At 70.7% G+C, this 15,849-nt stretch carries 17 protein-coding genes; 3 read left to right on the forward strand and 14 right to left on the reverse strand.

The genetic code is table 11. The features are described from left to right. Window positions 1–121: 121 nt before the first annotated feature. The 12 genes from LY40_RS00855 to LY40_RS00910 all read right to left on the reverse strand — a co-directional run bounded on the left by LY40_RS00855 (window position 122) and on the right by LY40_RS00910 (window position 10,337). Entirely contained in the window at window positions 122–637 is a 516-nt protein-coding gene (locus tag LY40_RS00855) for an adenine phosphoribosyltransferase (RefSeq protein ID WP_183786942.1), read from the reverse strand. Continuing rightward, window positions 634–1,956 (reverse strand): protein translocase subunit SecF, encoded by a 1,323-nt coding sequence (secF, locus tag LY40_RS00860; protein WP_372497793.1) that lies wholly within the window; start codon window positions 1,954–1,956, stop codon window positions 634–636. The genes LY40_RS00855 and secF overlap by 4 nt, the downstream gene beginning before the upstream one ends. A gap of 1 nt (window position 1,957) precedes the next feature. Continuing rightward, complete coding sequence (gene secD / locus LY40_RS00865) at window positions 1,958–3,703, reverse strand: protein translocase subunit SecD (protein ID WP_183786940.1); 1,746 nt, start codon at window positions 3,701–3,703, stop codon at window positions 1,958–1,960. A gap of 208 nt (window positions 3,704–3,911) precedes the next feature. Further along, window positions 3,912–4,310 carry a preprotein translocase subunit YajC gene (gene yajC / locus LY40_RS00870; protein WP_183786939.1) on the reverse strand — a complete coding sequence of 133 codons (399 nt, stop codon included), beginning with the start codon at window positions 4,308–4,310 and terminating at the stop codon, window positions 3,912–3,914. A gap of 128 nt (window positions 4,311–4,438) precedes the next feature. Then, entirely contained in the window at window positions 4,439–5,575 is a 1,137-nt protein-coding gene (gene ruvB, locus LY40_RS00875; RefSeq protein WP_183786938.1) for a Holliday junction branch migration DNA helicase RuvB, read from the reverse strand. Between the two features lie 24 nt (window positions 5,576–5,599). Then, entirely contained in the window at window positions 5,600–6,199 is a 600-nt protein-coding gene (gene ruvA / locus LY40_RS00880) for a Holliday junction branch migration protein RuvA (protein WP_183786937.1), read from the reverse strand. Then, window positions 6,196–6,807 (reverse strand): crossover junction endodeoxyribonuclease RuvC, encoded by a 612-nt coding sequence (gene ruvC / locus LY40_RS00885; protein ID WP_183787012.1) that lies wholly within the window; start codon window positions 6,805–6,807, stop codon window positions 6,196–6,198. The genes ruvA and ruvC overlap by 4 nt, the downstream gene beginning before the upstream one ends. A gap of 125 nt (window positions 6,808–6,932) precedes the next feature. After that, the gene (locus LY40_RS00890) at window positions 6,933–7,469 is read right to left on the reverse strand and encodes a DUF4262 domain-containing protein (RefSeq protein ID WP_258935620.1); all 537 of its coding nucleotides are present in this window, start codon (window positions 7,467–7,469) and stop codon (window positions 6,933–6,935) included. 219 nt (window positions 7,470–7,688) lie between these two features. Then, complete coding sequence (locus tag LY40_RS00895; RefSeq protein WP_258935621.1) at window positions 7,689–8,441, reverse strand: YebC/PmpR family DNA-binding transcriptional regulator; 753 nt, start codon at window positions 8,439–8,441, stop codon at window positions 7,689–7,691. Beyond that, window positions 8,438–9,076 carry a pyridoxal 5'-phosphate synthase glutaminase subunit PdxT gene (pdxT, locus tag LY40_RS00900; RefSeq protein ID WP_258935622.1) on the reverse strand — a complete coding sequence of 213 codons (639 nt, stop codon included), beginning with the start codon at window positions 9,074–9,076 and terminating at the stop codon, window positions 8,438–8,440. The genes LY40_RS00895 and pdxT overlap by 4 nt, the downstream gene beginning before the upstream one ends. 203 nt (window positions 9,077–9,279) lie before the next feature. Beyond that, window positions 9,280–9,603: an AzlD domain-containing protein gene (locus LY40_RS00905; protein ID WP_258935623.1), complete on the reverse strand. Its 324-nt coding sequence runs from the start codon at window positions 9,601–9,603 to the stop codon at window positions 9,280–9,282. Next, window positions 9,600–10,337, reverse strand: a complete 738-nt coding sequence (locus LY40_RS00910; RefSeq protein ID WP_258935669.1) for an AzlC family ABC transporter permease — start codon at window positions 10,335–10,337, stop codon at window positions 9,600–9,602. The genes LY40_RS00905 and LY40_RS00910 overlap by 4 nt, the downstream gene beginning before the upstream one ends. 67 nt (window positions 10,338–10,404) lie before the next feature. Between LY40_RS00910 and LY40_RS00915 the strand changes: the two genes are divergently transcribed. Together LY40_RS00915 and LY40_RS00920 are read left to right on the forward strand one after the other, a co-directional pair. Further along, window positions 10,405–11,043, forward strand: coding sequence for a helix-turn-helix domain-containing protein (locus tag LY40_RS00915; RefSeq protein ID WP_258935624.1), 639 nt, complete (start codon window positions 10,405–10,407; stop codon window positions 11,041–11,043). A 614-nt stretch (window positions 11,044–11,657) separates the two neighbouring features. Then, on the forward strand, window positions 11,658–11,984 hold the full coding sequence (locus LY40_RS00920; protein ID WP_258935625.1) for a carboxymuconolactone decarboxylase family protein: 327 nt from the start codon (window positions 11,658–11,660) through the stop codon (window positions 11,982–11,984). A 91-nt stretch (window positions 11,985–12,075) separates the two neighbouring features. On the opposite strand, the gene pdxS is transcribed toward LY40_RS00920, so the two are convergent. Continuing rightward, complete coding sequence (gene pdxS, locus LY40_RS00925) at window positions 12,076–12,993, reverse strand: pyridoxal 5'-phosphate synthase lyase subunit PdxS (RefSeq protein WP_258935626.1); 918 nt, start codon at window positions 12,991–12,993, stop codon at window positions 12,076–12,078. 187 nt (window positions 12,994–13,180) lie between these two features. Between pdxS and LY40_RS00930 the strand changes: the two genes are divergently transcribed. After that, complete coding sequence (locus tag LY40_RS00930; RefSeq protein WP_258935627.1) at window positions 13,181–15,304, forward strand: elongation factor G-like protein EF-G2; 2,124 nt, start codon at window positions 13,181–13,183, stop codon at window positions 15,302–15,304. Between the two features lie 35 nt (window positions 15,305–15,339). Here the strand turns inward: LY40_RS00930 and LY40_RS00935 are convergent, their stop codons facing one another. Then, on the reverse strand, window positions 15,340–15,768 hold the full coding sequence (locus LY40_RS00935) for an XdhC family protein (RefSeq protein ID WP_258935670.1): 429 nt from the start codon (window positions 15,766–15,768) through the stop codon (window positions 15,340–15,342). Between the last annotated feature and the right edge of the window lie 81 nt (window positions 15,769–15,849).

The following is a 15,849-nucleotide window of genomic DNA, read 5'->3' on the forward strand; positions in this document are numbered from 1 at the left end:
AGGGTAGACCCCGGTGCGAGCGGCTCGGCGCACCGCCGTTCACGACGGGTTCACACGCCGGCCGCGGGCCGGATCTCCGGCGCTCACCGTGCACGGGCGAGGCGTCCCGCGCGCGGACCGGTCACACGGACTTCAGCACGTGCAACGGCACGTCACCGAGCCGCTCGCGGCCGCCCAGCGAGGCGAGTTCGAGCACCACAGCCACCGAACGCACCTCGGCGCCTGCGCCGGCGAGCAGCGACTGTGTCGCCGCAACCGTGCCGCCGGTGGCGAGGATGTCGTCGATGATCGCGACCCGCGCCCCGGGCCGGACCGCGTCGGCAGGCAGCTCGAGTGTCGCGGTGCCGTACTCGAGTGCGTAGTCGATGCTGCCCCCGACCGAGGGCAGCTTGCCCGCCTTGCGCACGAGCGTCACGCCGACGCCCTTCGCATACGCCACGGCAGCGGCCAGCACGAACCCACGCGCTTCCACCGCCGCCAGCTGATCGACGTCGCCGACCGCCTCGGCCAGCGCGTCGACCACGGTGGCGAACGCCTTCGGGTCTCCGAACAGCGGTGTCAGATCGCGGAACACCACGCCCGGTTCGGGGAAGTCCGGCAACTCGGCGATCAGCTCGAGCGCCTCGTCGAGGTTCATGACCGCTTCCTCTTCCCGGTCGGGGTGCCCTTGCCTGCCGTACTCTTCCCCGTCGGGGTCCCCGACCGTCGCGGCCGCTGGTCGCGACCGCGGTTACGGTCGCGCGCCTTCTGGTTGCGGGCGGGGACGGACGCCGCGGCGGCGACCGCCTTCTCCTTCCGCAGCTCGGTCTCGAGCTGGGCGTCGTCACCCGGGTCGAAGTAGTCGTCCGGGTCGACGCCCTCGGCGGCCGCCCCTGCCTGGGCGGCGCCTGCCCGCTCGGCGCGGCGCTCGGCGACGCGCTCGGCCTGTTCGCGGTACTTGGGCTCACGCATCTTGAAGGTCACGAGCAACGGCGTCGCCAGCAGCACCGACGAGACGACACCGGCGAGCATGCCGGTCAGCTGCACCAGCGCCAGGTCCTGCAGCGTGCCTGTGCCGAGCAGGAGGTAACCGATCACCATGAGCCCCAGCACGGGGAGCAGCGCGATGATCGACGTGTTGATCGACCGCATCAGTGTCTGGTTGAGCGCCAGGTTGGCGGCCTCGGCGTAGGTCCGCCGGGTCAGGTTGAGCAGCCCGCGGGTGTTCTCCTTGACCTTGTCGAACACCACGACGGTGTCGTACAGCGAGAACCCGAGGATCGTCAGCAGACCGATCACGGTCGCGGGCGTCACCTCGAACCCGACCAGCGAGTACACACCGGCCGTCACGACGATGTCGTGGAGCAACGTGATGATCGCCGATACAGCCATCCACTTCTCGAAGTAGATGACCAGGAAGACCGTCACCAGCACCAGGAACACGGCCAGCGCGATGAGGGCCTGCTTGGAGATCTCACCGCCCCACGACGCACTCACCCCGCTGTCGCTGATCACCGCACCGCTGGGCTGACCGTTCGCCGCCAGCGGCCGGAACTCGTCGAACAACGCCTGCTTGGCATCGGCGACCTGGCCCGGATCCAGCGAGCTCAGCCGTACCTGAACGGCCGCGGAGTCGCCGACACCGACGACCTGCGCTTCCGATGCGGACACACCGGTCGCCTCGCTGACGACGGCCTTGGCCTCGTCCTCGTCGATCGGACCGGCCGCGCCCTGGGCGGGCAGCTGGATCTGGGTGCCGCCTTCGAACTCGATGCCCAGGTTGAAGCCCTTCACCCCGAGCGAACCGGCGCACACGAGGATCAGCAGCGCGAACGCCGCGAACCACCGCTTGCGGTGACCGACGATGTCGAAGGCGCCGGTGCCGGTGTAGAGCCGCTGGAACAGCGACGTCTTCGCGTCGCCGGAGCCGCCCGGCTCGGCGGCCGGCGCGGTGTTGGCGCTGTTGCCCTCGGACACGTCAGGCCCCCTTCGTGTTCGTCGCGGCCTTCGCCTGGCTGATGTGGACGCCGCCGCGCCGCTGACTGCCGAGGCGCTGCACGGTGCCGAGGCCCGACAGCTTCGGACTGGACAGCTTCTTCGACCGCGACACCATCGCCACCAGCGGGTGCGTCACGAGGAACACCACGATCAGGTCGAGCACGGTGGACATACCGAGCGTGAACGCGAACCCGCGGACCTCGCCGACAGCCAGGGCGTACAGCACACCCGCACACAGGAACATGATCGCGTCGGAGGCGAGGATCGTCCGGCGGGCACGGACCCAGGCTCGCGGCACCGCCGATCTGAACGTCTTGGCATCACGCATCTCGTCCTTGATGCGTTCGAAGTAGACGACGAACGAGTCCGCGGTGACACCGATGGCGATGATGAACCCGGCGACACCTGCGAGGTCGAGCGTGAACCCGATCCAGCGGCCGAGCAGCACCAGTACGGCGTAGACGATCGTCGCCGACAGCGCCAGCGACAGCACCGTGAGCACACCGAGCATGCGGTAGTACAACAGGCAGTAGACGAACACGAGCGCGATGCCGATCGCCCCGGCGATCAGGCCCGCTTCCAGCGAGGCCAGGCCGAGTGTCGGCGACACGGTCGTGGCGTCCGATGACTCGAACGACAGCGGCAGCGAACCGTACTTGAGGATGTCGGCGAGGTTCCGCGCCTCGTCCTCGGTGAACTCACCGCTGATCTGCGTCTGCCCATTGGGAATCGGCTCGTTGATCGTCGGGGCCGACACCACTCGGCTGTCGAGCACGAAGGCGGCGTTGGCGCCGGTGTTCTGCGCGGTGTAGTCCGCCCAGGTCTCCCGGCCCTCACCCTTGAACTGCAGGTTGACCAGCCAGCCTCCCTGCTGTGGGTCGAACTGGGCCGAGGCGTCGTCGACCTGTGTGCCCTCGAGGAAAACCGGGCTCAGTACGTACTTCTCCGTGCCCGCCTCGTTGCAGGTGACCAGTGGCTGGTTCGGGTCGTCGTTGCCGACCAGGGGATCGTTGCCCGAACACGTCAGGCTCGCCATCGCCTGCTGCTGCAACTGCATGGCCTGCTGGGACGCACCCTGCTGAGGATTGCGGCCCGGGTCCAGGGCGGGGTTCTGGCGGACCTGCTTGGCCTCGCGGATCTCGCGGGCGACGTCCTCGTCGGACTGGGGCTGGCTGCCGCCACCGCCCTGTGGGCTCCCGGCTGCATCCGGGGAGTCGCCCTGCCCGGACTGGCCGTCCTGCTGGCCCTGGCCGTTCTGCTGGTTCTGGCCGTTCTGACCTTGTTGGCCGTCCTGCTGGCCGTTCTGGCCTTGCTGACCGTTCTGCCCCTGCTGGCCCTGTTGCTGGACCGGCTGGGCGTTGATCACCGTGCGGAAGCCGAGCTTGGCGGTACGGCCGAGGTTCTTGGCCTGCTCGCCCTCCTCGCCGGGAACCGTGATGACAACATTGCTGCCGTCGAGCACCACCTCGGCGCCACTGACACCGATCCCGTTGACACGGGTCTCGATGATCTGACGCGCCTGGTCGAGCTGGTCCTGCGACGGCTCCTGACCGTCGGGAGTGCGTGCGGTCAAGGTGACCCGGGTACCGCCCTGAAGATCGATCCCCAGTTTCGGCGTCGGCTCGCGGTCACCGGTGAGGAACACCAGTGAATAGAGCGCGACGACGATGAGGACGAAAATGCTCAGATAGCGTCCCGGGCGGATCGTCCCGGCCGGTGGTGCCACGTCGGTGGTTCTCCTCGAAGATGTTCAGCGGCTTGCGATGAGTCCGGAAAGTGCGCAGCGTGAGCATCGATCAGCGATGAAAGGCCGTTCAACGCGAACGCACGCAGCACCGAGACACTACTCGGCGCTGCGTGAACGCTGCGTGCAAAGCCGCGAATTCATGCCGCCGATCCGGTGAAGAAACGACGGACGTCGCAGGTTCCTTGCCTTACTTCTTGTGCTCGAGCGGCTCCGCGACCTGGGCCGTCGTCACCGACTCGGACTCCGAGTCCGACGTAACGGTCGCCGACTCGTCGGCGGCGTCCTCGTCGGCCGAGTCCTCATCCTCGACGTCGTCCGCCGCCACCGGGTCGATGCGCTCGCGGATGGCCTGACGCAGCCAGGTCGTCACGACACCGTCGGCGATCTCGAGGTCGATCGTGCTCTCGTCGGTCGCGTCCGCAACCGTCGCGTACATACCCGACGTGGTCATCACACGGTCGCCGGGACCAAGGCTGCTCTGCAGCTCCTGCTGCTGCGCCATCGCCTTCTTCTGCTTGCGCGTACCCATGATCAGCGGGACCGCGAGCACGAGCATGAGCAGGAGCGGCAGCAAAAGGCCTTCCATGGTTCTCCATTCGCCGGACGTCTCTCCGCCTTGCGGTACGTCCACGTTTGTCTGGATGTGCTCTTGCGAGTGTGCCAGGTAACGCCGCCCGGACGAGCGACCCCCTGCCACCGCACCCCGGCAACGTTTCAGTCGAACAGGGTCGGCGCACCGGCGTCAACCCCGGCCGCATCCGACGGCGGCGCCAGGCCAAGGTGCTCCCAGGCGGCCGCCGTAGCGATCCGGCCGCGCGGGGTACGCGCGAGCATACCGGCACGGACGAGATACGGCTCACAGACCTCTTCCACGGTCGTCGGCTCCTCGCCGACCGCCACCGCGAGGGTCGAGACCCCGACCGGACCGCCTCCGAACGAGCGGACGAGCGCGCCGAGCACCTCCCGGTCGAGCCGGTCGAGGCCGAGCTGGTCGACGTCGTACACCTCGAGCGCCGCCCGTACCACCGACAGCGTCGCCTGACCGTCCGCACGCACCTCGGCGTAGTCGCGCACCCTCCGCAGCAACCGGTTCGCGATCCGCGGCGTGCCACGGGACCGGTGGGCGATCTCGGCGCGGCCCGCGTCGTCGATCGTGATGTCCAGCAGCGCAGCCGACCGTTCGATCACGTGACCGAGTTCGTCGGGCGTGTAGAACTCCATCTGCCCGGTGAAGCCGAACCGGTCCCGCAGCGGGCCGGTGAGCGCGCCCGAGCGGGTGGTCGCGCCGACCAGGGTGAACGGTGCGACCTCGAGCGGAATGCTCGTCGCGCCCGGCCCCTTGCCGACGACCACGTCGACGCGGAAATCCTCCATCGCCAGATACAGCATCTCCTCCGCGGGCCGGGCGATGCGGTGGATCTCGTCGATGAACAGCACATCGCCCTCGGCGAGGTTCGACAGCATCGCGGCGAGATCGCCCGCCCGCTCCAGCGCAGGACCCGAGGTGATGCGGATCGCCGCGCCCAGCTCGGCTGCGACGATCATCGCCAGGCTCGTCTTACCCAGGCCGGGCGGGCCGGACAACAGCACGTGATCCGGTGGCACCCCGCGCTTGCGGGCACTCTCGAGAACGAGCTCGAGCTGTTCACGCACGCGCGGCTGACCGACGAAGTCGCCGAGCTTCTTCGGCCGCAGCGCAGTTTCCACCTCGCGGTCGCCCGCCTGCGGGAACGCCGAGAGCGCCGCCTCGGCCGCGGCATCGGCGAAGCCGCCAGCCGCAGCGCCGTCGAGCCCGGTGCCGCCGTCGAGCCCTGCACGGCCGTCGGAGCCCGCGTCGCCGAAGTCGGTCATGTCCTCATCGTGCATGGCGGCCGGTCAGCGTTTCGTGCCGAGGGTGGTGAGCGCGGCGCGCAGCAGGGCGGAGGTGTCCGCGCCGGCGTGGTCGGCTGCGACCTTCTCCACCGCCTGCTCGGCCTGCTTCTGCGCGAACCCGAGCCCGATGAGCGCCTCGACGACCTCGGCGCGCGCAGCCCCGGCGGCGGGCGCGGCGCCGGCTCCGCCGTCGGCCGGATCCGCGGCGAGCACCTTGTCCCGCAATTCGAGCGTGAGGCGCTCGGCTCCCTTGCGGCCGATGCCGGGCACCTGGGTGAGCGTCGTGATGTTGCCGTCGGCCAGCGCGGTGCGAAGCTGATCCGGATCGAGCACGGCCAGCGCGGCGAGCGCCAGGCGCGGGCCGATGCCCGACACGGTCTGCAACAGGCCGAACAGGTCACGCGCCTCGGTGTCGGCGAACCCGAACAGGGTCAGCGAGTCCTCCCGCACCACGAGCGAGGTCGCCAGCCGGGCCTCGTCACCGCGGCGGAGGGTGGCCAGTGTCGACGGTGTGGCCTGTACCGCGAGGCCCACTCCCCCGACCTCGACCACGACGTGGTCGAGACCGATCGACAGAACCTCACCTTTCACCGAGGAAATCACCGGCGCGTGTCCCTTCCGCTGTTAGTGTCGCCGGCCGCTCTGCGGGTCTTGTCCTTCGCCGCGGCAGCGAGTTTCGCCTTGTGGGTGCGCGCCAGCTCCGCCGCCCGCGCCTCCGCCTCGGCCAGCCGCTTGCGCATCGGCTCGCGCCACAGGTGGCAGATGGCCAGCGCCAGCGCATCCGCGGCGTCGGCGGGTTTCGGCTGCGACTCGAGCTTCAGCAGCCGCGTCACCATACCGGTGACCTGGGCCTTGTCGGCCCGGCCCGACCCGGTGACGGCGGCCTTCACCTCGCTCGGCGTGTGGAACACGACGGGCAGCCCCCTGCGCGCCGCGTTCAGCGCAACGACACCCCCCGCCTGCGCGGTGCCCATCACCGTGCGGACGTTGTGCTGGCTGAACACGCGCTCGACGGCGACCGCCTCGGGCCGGTGCACGTCCAGCCAGTGCTCGACCGCGTCGGAGATCCGCAGCAGCCGCGTCGACAACTCGGCGTCCGCGGGCGTGCGCACCACGTCGACGGCCACACAGGTCACCGACCGGCCGAGTCCACCGTCGACGACGCCGAGCCCGCACCGGGTCAGCCCGGGATCCACACCGAGCACGCGCACCTGTCTCCCCCTGTTCGGGAACATCCGTTCGAGGCCGTCAGATTACCGGCGGCGCCGCGACCGGCCCCGCAGGCGCGCCGGGCGAACGTCCCGCACGCAGTGGACCGTTCAGGGACCGTCGACACTCAGGGTCCGTCAACGCCAGGGGTCCAGCTCTCGGGTCCGCCGCTCTCGGTGAGCACCGGCTGCCACGAGGCGAAGCCCTCGGGTGCCGCCTCCGCCCACGGCCAGTGCCCGTCCGGCGTCGGCACGATGATCTGCACTGCGGGGAAGTCGCCCTCGGGATAGACCACGAACGCGCTGCCGAAGAACTCCGGGTAGTGGCCCGGGTTGACGCGCTCGAACGTGACGGGAATCCCGTCGAAGAAGTCGCGGTAGAGCTCGCCGCAGTGGAACTCCTCGCCCGTGGCCGCCCGATCGACGTAGGCGTCGAGTAGTACCGGCGCCAGTTCCGGCGGCAGCCCGATCACCACGGCCTCGGGCACGCCGTGCATAGCCCAGGCGCACACCGTGAACGCGTAGCCCGCGCCGCGTTCGTCGGCCGCCACGCTGATCACCGCGTTGCCGCGCCGTTCGGCCTCGGCGACGATCCACTCCCTGAGTTCGTCGTCGGGGGCGGCGGTGTTCGCGGGGTCCGGCGTCTCGACACTCACGGCGTGCATTCTGCCGCATGCCCCCTGCCGGATCCCACCGCCCGCACCCCGTCGACCGCACCCCGATTCCGGCGGCCACGCAGGCATCAGACAGCGACCGCGACGCCACGTGCATGACGACAGGCACCCGACGACAGCGCCCGGCGGCACAGGCATCACCTGCGCCGCCGGGCGCTGTCACGACCCGGGGCCGCCACGGGCCTCACGAAACCCGCGAGGCGGCCACACTCAGGCGGTCGCCTCGGCCATCACCTCGTCGGAGACGTCGAAGTTGGTGTAGACGTTCTGCACGTCGTCGCAGTCCTCGAGCGCGTCGATCAGCCTGAACACCTTCTTGGCGCCCTCGACGTCGAGCGGCACGTTCACCGACGGCTGGAAGCTCAGCTCGGCCGACTCGTAGTCGTAACCGGCCTCCTGAACCGCGGTGCGGACCGCGACGAGGTCACCCGGCTCGGACACGATCTCGAAACTCTCGCCGAGGTCGTTGACCTCCTCGGCGCCCGCGTCCAGCACCGCCATGAGCACGTCGTCCTCGGACTTGTCGCCCTTGTTCATCAGCACGATGCCCTTGCGCGCGAACAGGTACGCCACCGAACCCGGGTCGGCCAGCGACCCGCCGTTGCGGCTCAGCGCGGTGCGGACCTCACCCGCGGCGCGGTTCTTGTTGTCGGTGAGGCACTCGATGAGCACGGCGACACCGTTGGAGCCGTAGCCCTCGTAGGTGATCTCCTGCCAGTCCGCGCCGCCGGCCTCCTCACCGGCGCCGCGCTTGCGCGCGCGCTCGACGTTGTCGGCGGGGACCGAGTTCTTCTTCGCCTTCTGGATGGCGTCGAACAGCGTCGGGTTCGCGTCCGGGTCGCCCCCGCCCGTACGCGCAGCGACCTCGATGTTCTTGATCAGCTTCGCGAACAGCTTGCCACGCTTGGCGTCGAGGGCGGCCTTCTTGTGCTTGGTGGTGGCCCACTTGGAGTGGCCGCTCATCTCTCCTCCAGATCTACGTCTTCTTCCGCGATGCCCACGAACAGCCGGTGCACCCGGTCGTCCCCGGTGAGCTCGGGGTGGAACGCCGTTGCCAGCACCCTGCCCTGACGGACGGCGACGATCCTATCGGCCGCGTCACCCGCCTCCGCGGTGTGCGGCACTCTGGCCAGCACCTCCACGTCCTCGCCCGCCTTCTCGACCCACGGCGCGCGGATGAACACGGCGTGCACCGGCTGGTCACCGGCACCGGCGACGGCGAGGTCCGCCTCGAACGAATCGACCTGCCTGCCGAAGGCGTTGCGCCGCACGACCACGTCGAGTGCGCCGAGCTGCTCCTGGTCGGGCCTGCCGTCGAGCACCGTACGGGCCAGCAGGATCATGCCGGCACACGACCCGTAGGCGGGCATGCCCGCGGCCAGGCGCTCCCGGATCGGCTCGAGCAGCCCGAAGGTCACCAGCAGCCGCGACATCGTGGTCGATTCCCCGCCGGGAAGGACCAGTCCGTCCACGCCCGCCAGCTCCTCCGGCCTGCGCACCGGCACCGCGGTGGCGCCAACGCGTTCGAGCGCACCGGCGTGCTCGCGTACGTCGCCCTGCAGGGCGAGTACACCGATCGTCGGGCGGCGGACGTTCACGCGGATCGTTCCTCCGAACTCGTCGTTTCCGAGAGCATCACTCCGGGAGCGTCACGGAGCCGGAGCGCTGCAGGCAGTGCACCGCCCGTGGGCAGCGCTGCAGGTCGGCCGCTCGGGGTTGGTCCGTCCAGGGTACCCGCCTCGACCCCGCCACCCGGCAACTGCGGGCCGAGCGCGGCCCCGGGACCGCGGTACCGGGGCGGTTACGGCACGCCGAGCAGCCGGAGGCCCGCGGCGGTGGCCGCGGCGGCGACCACGACGAGCACGAACGGCGCCTTCCGCCATGCCAGGACACCGCCGACGGCCACGCCCGCGGGCCGCGCCACGCCGGCGAACTCGCCGTCGGCGAGCAGCGCCGACGTGGCGACGAGCGCGGCGAGCAACACGACGGCGGCCGTCGCCATGAGGTGTTCGACGCGGTCGGACAGGGTGACACGACTGCGCAGCGCGGGTCCGGCGAAGCGGAACGCGAACGTGCCGGCGCCCAGCACGACCGTGGCGATGACGAGCACGAGCGGGCTGATCATGTGGCGTCCTCCGAACGGGACTGCGGAGCGGAAGCCGGATCGCGGGGACCGTCCGGCGTGCCGCCGAGGGCGACGAGCACCCCGGCGAGCGCCAGCAGCACGGGCACGCCCGCAGGCAACAGCGGCGACGTGGCCAGGGCGATGACCACCCCCACGGCGGCGGCGAGCCGCGTCGACCGGTCCTTCAGCGACGGCAACACCAGCGCGAGCAGCACCGCGGGGAAGGCGGCGTCCAACCCGAAGGCGTCGGTGTCGGAGATGACGGTGCCGCCGAAGGCTCCCGCGACGACCCCGACGTTCCAGCAGACGAACAGCCCGACGCCGCACGTCCAGAAGGCGGCCCGGCGCCGTTCGGCGTCCTGTTGTGCCAGAGCGAAGGCGACCGTTTCGTCGATCATCAGGTGGGCGCCGACGGCGCGCCGCACGAGTCCTCGGCCGAAGACGTCGCCGACGGCGAATCCGAACGGCACGTGCCGGGCGTTGACCAGCAGTCCGGCGAGGACGGCGGCGATCGGGTTACCACCCGAGGCGATCAGGCCCACGAACATGAACTGAGCCGCACCCGCGAACACGACCAGCGACAGGAGCATCGGCAGCCACAGCGGCAGTCCCGACCCGACCGTGATCGCCCCGAAAGACGCGCCGACGAGTCCGTCGGCCGCGCACACCAGCACGATGTCGCGCAGCAGGCCGGGCCCGAGCCGAGTTGTTAGTGTTCGCCACATCGAACGCATCACCTGTCATAGTGAACAACCGTGATGTGTTCGTCAAGGCGAACACTTGGACCGATGGAGCGAACACATGTCGGACGCCGATTCCGCCCGCCACCACCCTCGCGCCACCGCGGAGCCGCAGGCCGGCGCGGCAGCGGCAGGCGGGACGGCAACCGAGACGACGGGGCCGCTGACCCACATCGCCTCCGCACTCCGGCGGGAACGGCAGCGGGCCGGCATGTCGTTGACCGAGCTGGCACGCCGCGCCGGCGTCGCGAAGTCGACGCTGTCGCAACTCGAATCCGCCGCGGGCAACCCGAGCGTCGAAACGCTGTGGGCGCTGAGCGTGGCGCTCGACGTGCCGTTCGCACTGCTCGTCCAGCCCGCGCGGCCACAGGTGCAGCTCGTGCGCGCGGGCGAGGGACCACGGTTCGCGGCCGACCGCGCGGACTACCTGGCCACCGTCCTGTCGACCTGTCCGCCGAACGCGCGCCGCGACCTGTACCTGATCACCGCCGAGCCCGGGCCGGCGCGCGAATCGGATCCGCATATGCCCGGTGTCGTCGAGCACGTCGTGCTCAGCGCCGGGCGCGCCCTGGTCGGACCGAGCGACGACCCGGCCGAACTCGCACCGGGCGACTACATCGCCTACCCCGGCGACCTGCCGCACGTGTTCGAGGCACTCGACCCCGGCACCACCGCGGTCCTCGTATCCGAACACACCTGAGCCCGCCCCACCCGGCCATGGGCAGGCAGGCGCATCGCGGTACCGGCGAGCCCGAACCGACTCGGACGCCGGACACGCCCCGACTTCGACTACGTGCCGTTCGGCCCATCGAACCCGGCGCCCGTGGCGACCGCCGAAAGAGCGCACTCGTCAGTGCGCGAAGAACACCGGGCCGCACGACGGCGCGGCATGACGCACCCACCACAGCCACGACACCGGCATCAGCACCGGCACTCACGTATCCGTCGTCGTCCAGGGTCGACGCGCGTAGGCCACGACGGCCGGCGTGCCGGAGATCCACGCGAACGCACCCCACGCCGTCGCCGCGATACGGGCGACCGAGTCTTCCGTTGCGTTCCACCGAGTGGTCTCACAAATACGGGTACCCCCTATATGTATCCTCGGTTCGGCGTGAGGCACCACGATCACGACCGGGATCGCACAGCCGGCGTCATCCCGTCCCGTCGACGCTCGAGGATTCACCGCCGCCCTCGGTAGGCGACCTCGTTCCGGCGGGATCTGCTCCGGCAGCACGCCAAGCGGTCCCGTCGTCCGGATGCACACGCGGCGCACCCGCGCCACCGCCACGACAGGGCACACGAAAGGAATCGCAGATGCACTCCCACAACGAGGAAGCCACGTTCATGGCCGACATCAAGGAGGCCGCACCGGAGATGGTTTCGGCCTTCTTCGGGTTCGACAAAGCCGTGTTCGACAAGAACACCGGAAACCTCGACCTGGCGACCCGGGAGCTGATCGCGGTCGGGGTCGCGGTGACCACGCAGTGTCCGTTCTGCATCGAGGATCACGCCAAGCGCGCGGTCAAGGCCGGGGCATCCAAAGCGGCGGTCGCCGAAGCGGTCATGGTCGCCGCGGCACTGCGCGCCGGCGGCGGCGTCACACACGGATGGAAGGCGATGAAAGCCATCGACGACGAGTAGCCCGCGCCGCACGACACAACCGGCACAGCCGGCGCCGCCCGGCGGTGGACGAGCCGGAGACCCGACCTGCCACCACCGGGCGGCGCCGCGGTCACCAGCCGCGTTCGGCGAGACGGTGCGGTTCGGGGACGTCGTCGACGTTGATGCCGACCATCGCATCGCCCAGCCCGCGGGACACCTTCGCCAGCATGTCCGGGTCGTCGTGGAACGTCGTGGCCTTGACGATCGCCTCGGCGCGCCGCGCCGGGTCGCCCGACTTGAAGATGCCCGAGCCAACGAACACCCCCTCGGCGCCGAGCTGCATCATCATCGCGGCGTCGGCGGGGGTCGCGATCCCGCCCGCGGTGAACAGCACGACGGGCAGCTTCCCGGTCGCCGCCACCTCACGCACCAGCTCGTAGGGCGCCTTCCACTCCTTCGCCGCGACGTACAGTTCGTCCTCCGGCAGTGCCGCCAGTTTGCGCAGTTCGGCACGGATCTGGCGCATGTGGGTCGTCGCGTTCGACACGTCGCCGGTGCCCGCCTCGCCCTTGGAGCGAATCATCGCGGCACCCTCGGTGATGCGCCGCAGCGCCTCACCCAGGTTCGTCGCACCGCACACGAACGGCACCGTGAACGCCCACTTGTCGATGTGGTTGGCGTAGTCGGCGGGCGTGAGCACCTCGGACTCGTCGATGTAGTCGACACCGAGCGACTGCAGCACCTGCGCCTCGACGAAGTGCCCGATCCGCGCCTTCGCCATCACGGGGATCGACACCGCGTCGACGATGCCGCTGATCAGGTCCGGATCGCTCATCCGCGCGACACCACCCTGGGCGCGGATGTCCGCGGGCACACGCTCGAGGGCCATCACGGCGACGGCGCCCGCGTCCTCGGCGATCTTCGCCTGCTCCGGCGTGACCACGTCCATGATCACGCCACCTTTGAGCATCTCGGCCATGCCGCGCTTGACGCGGGCGGTGCCGGTCTCGGAGGTGGGCGACTGGGCAGTGGACGTCGACGTCGACACGGAAGGAACCTTTCGTCTGATCGGGTGGAACACCCTCAGCGTAGGCCGCATGTGGCCCCCTCAGGGTGGCCATTTCGCAGCATTCTCAGCAGGCCACTCCATGCGGCCGGTCACCCCGTCTTGCCGACAGCGCCCGACGGGTGTGTGATCGAGCACACAGGTGCCGGCGAGCCGCGAGGAGGCCGTGATGACCGAGAAGCAGGGCAAGGGAGGCGATGCGGGCGCTGCGGCGGTGGACGACCCGGCCCGGCTGCGCAACGTCGCGCTGGTAGGGCCCTCGGGCGCGGGCAAGACGACGCTGGCCGAGGCGCTCGTCGCCGCGGCCGGTTCCGGCGGGCGCACACCGTCCTCCGAGACCGGGGCCGTGTTCGACCACGACCCGGTGGCGCTCCGCCAACAGCGCTCGGTCGGGCTCGCGGTCGCACCCCTACTGCACCGCGACGCCACGCGCGGCGACGTCAAGATCAACCTGATCGACACCCCCGGTTACGCCGACTTCGTCGGCGAACTGCGCGCCGGGCTGCGCGCCGCCGACGCCGCACTGTTCGTCGTCTCCGCCGGGCACGGGGTGGATGCCGCCACCGTGACGCTGTGGCAGGAGTGCGCGCGGGTCGGCATGCCGCGCGCGGTGCTGGTCTCCCGTCTCGACCACGCCCGGGCCGACGTCGACGGCGAGATCGCCGCCTGCGCCGAGGCGTTCGGCGACGGCGTACTGCCGCTGTACCTGCCCTCGCGCGAGGGCACGGCGCTCATCGGCCTGATCACCGGGCGCCGGTACGACTACGCATCCGGCCACCCTCCCGTCGTCGGCGACCCCGACCCCGCCGATCTGGACCGCCTCGCCACGGCCCGCGACGAACTCATCGAAGGGATCATCGCCGAGAGCGAGGACGAATCCCTCATGGATCGCTACCTGGCCGGCGAGGACATTCCCGAGGAGACACTCATCGCCGACCTGGAGACTGCTGTGTCCCGCGGCGCGTTCCATCCCGTGATCCCGGTGTGCGCCGAAACCGGTGTCGGGCTCGCCGAGGTGCTCGACGGCATCGCAGCCGCGTGTCCGTCACCGCTGGAACGCGCCGTCCCGCTCGCCGCCTCTCCCGAGGGCATCCCGCAGCCACGTCTCGCACCCGATCCGGAAGGACCATTGGCCGCCGAGATCATCCGCACCACCGTCGACTCGTTCGTCGGCCGCGTGTCACTGGCACGCGTGTTCTCCGGCAGGTTGCAGCCCGACCGCGCCGTGCACGTCTCGGGCCACGGCCTGGCCGACCGGGGGCACGCCGACCACGACGAGGACGAGCGGCTCGCACACCTCTACAGCCCTTTCGGCGCCGCGCTCCGCGAGATCCCGTACGCGGTCGCAGGCGACATCTGCGCGCTCACCAAGATCTCCTCGGCCGAGACGGGCGACACGCTGTCCACACCGGACGATCCGTTGCTGATCACACCGTGGGACATGCCGGAACCGCAGCTGCCGATGGCGGTCGTCGCCGCGAACCGCAGCGACGAGGACGCGCTGGCACGCAACCTCGGCAGGCTCGTGGCTGCCGATCCGACCCTGCGACTCGAGCGCAACGCCGAGACCAGCCAGCTGGTCGTGTGGTGCACCGGCGAGGCGCATGCCGACGTCGTGCTGGCCCGGCTGTGCGACGGCGGCGCCGACGTGACCACCGAGCCGGTGCGCATCCCGCTGCGGGAGACGTTCGCCCGCGCGGCGACCGGCCACGGCAAGCACGTCAAGCAGTCCGGCGGCCACGGCCAGTACGCCGTGTGCGACATCGAGGTCGAACCGCTCCCCCGCGGCGCAGGCGTCGAGTTCGCCGACCGCGTCGTCGGCGGTGCGGTGCCGCACCAGTTCATCCCCAGCGTCGAGAAGGGCGTGCGGGCCCAGCTCGCGGCGGGCATCACCGAGGGCCGCCCGATCGTCGACGTACGCGTCACGCTCGTCGACGGCAAGGCACACAGCGTCGACTCTTCCGACGCGGCGTTCCAGACCGCGGGTGCGCTGGCGATCAAGGCCGCCGCCACCGCGGGACTGACGGCCCTCGAACCGCTCGACGAGGTCGAGGTCCGGCTACCCGACACCTACTTCGGCGCCGTTCTCGGCGATCTGTCGTCCCGCCGGGGCCGGGTGCTCGGCACCGAGGCGCCCGGGGGCGGCACGACGGTGATACGCGCCGAGGTACCCGCGACGGAACTGCTCCGGTACGCCGTCGACCTGCGCTCGATCACGTCCGGCACGGCGACGTTCAGCCGTCACCACGTGCGCTACGACCCGGCCCCCGACCACGCCGCGGCCCTGCGGTGACGGCGTGGCCGGTGCCGCGCACGCGATGACGGGTGTCAGCTGAAGGAGAAACCGCCGGGGCGGTCGTTGCGGTCGGCGAGCAGGCCGGAGAGCGTCGCGATCGCGATCTCCGGCGGTGTCCGCGACCCGATGTTCAACCCGATCGGCCGGTGCACGCGGGCGATGTCGTCCTCACTCACGCCGAGTTGCCGCAGTGCGGCGAGGTGCGGCCCCTCGTGCCGGGGATTGCCCATGACGCCGACCCACCGCGCGGGCTGGGCGAGTGCGTCCTGCAGCATCGCGCCGAGCTCGTCACGGTGGTGATCGGTGACGACGATGTCGGCCGTGTCCGGAACATCCGACAGGTCAGGGATTTCCGTGGGAGCGTCCGCGACGCGCTTGGCGTCGGGTTCCACGAGCAGCGTCCGGAAGCCGGCGTCCGCGGCGTAGCGCAGTAGATAGTCGGCGACCGGCGTGGCGAACACGGCGACGAGGGTGCGGGTGTCCTGCCCCGCGTCGCGTTCCCCGTGGGCGACCTCGCACGCATCCGGCCCGGCGGCCGCATC

The sequence above is a fragment of the Prauserella salsuginis genome (genome assembly GCF_024648885.1).
GTDB classification, from domain to species: Bacteria; Actinomycetota; Actinomycetes; order Mycobacteriales; family Pseudonocardiaceae; genus Prauserella; species Prauserella salsuginis.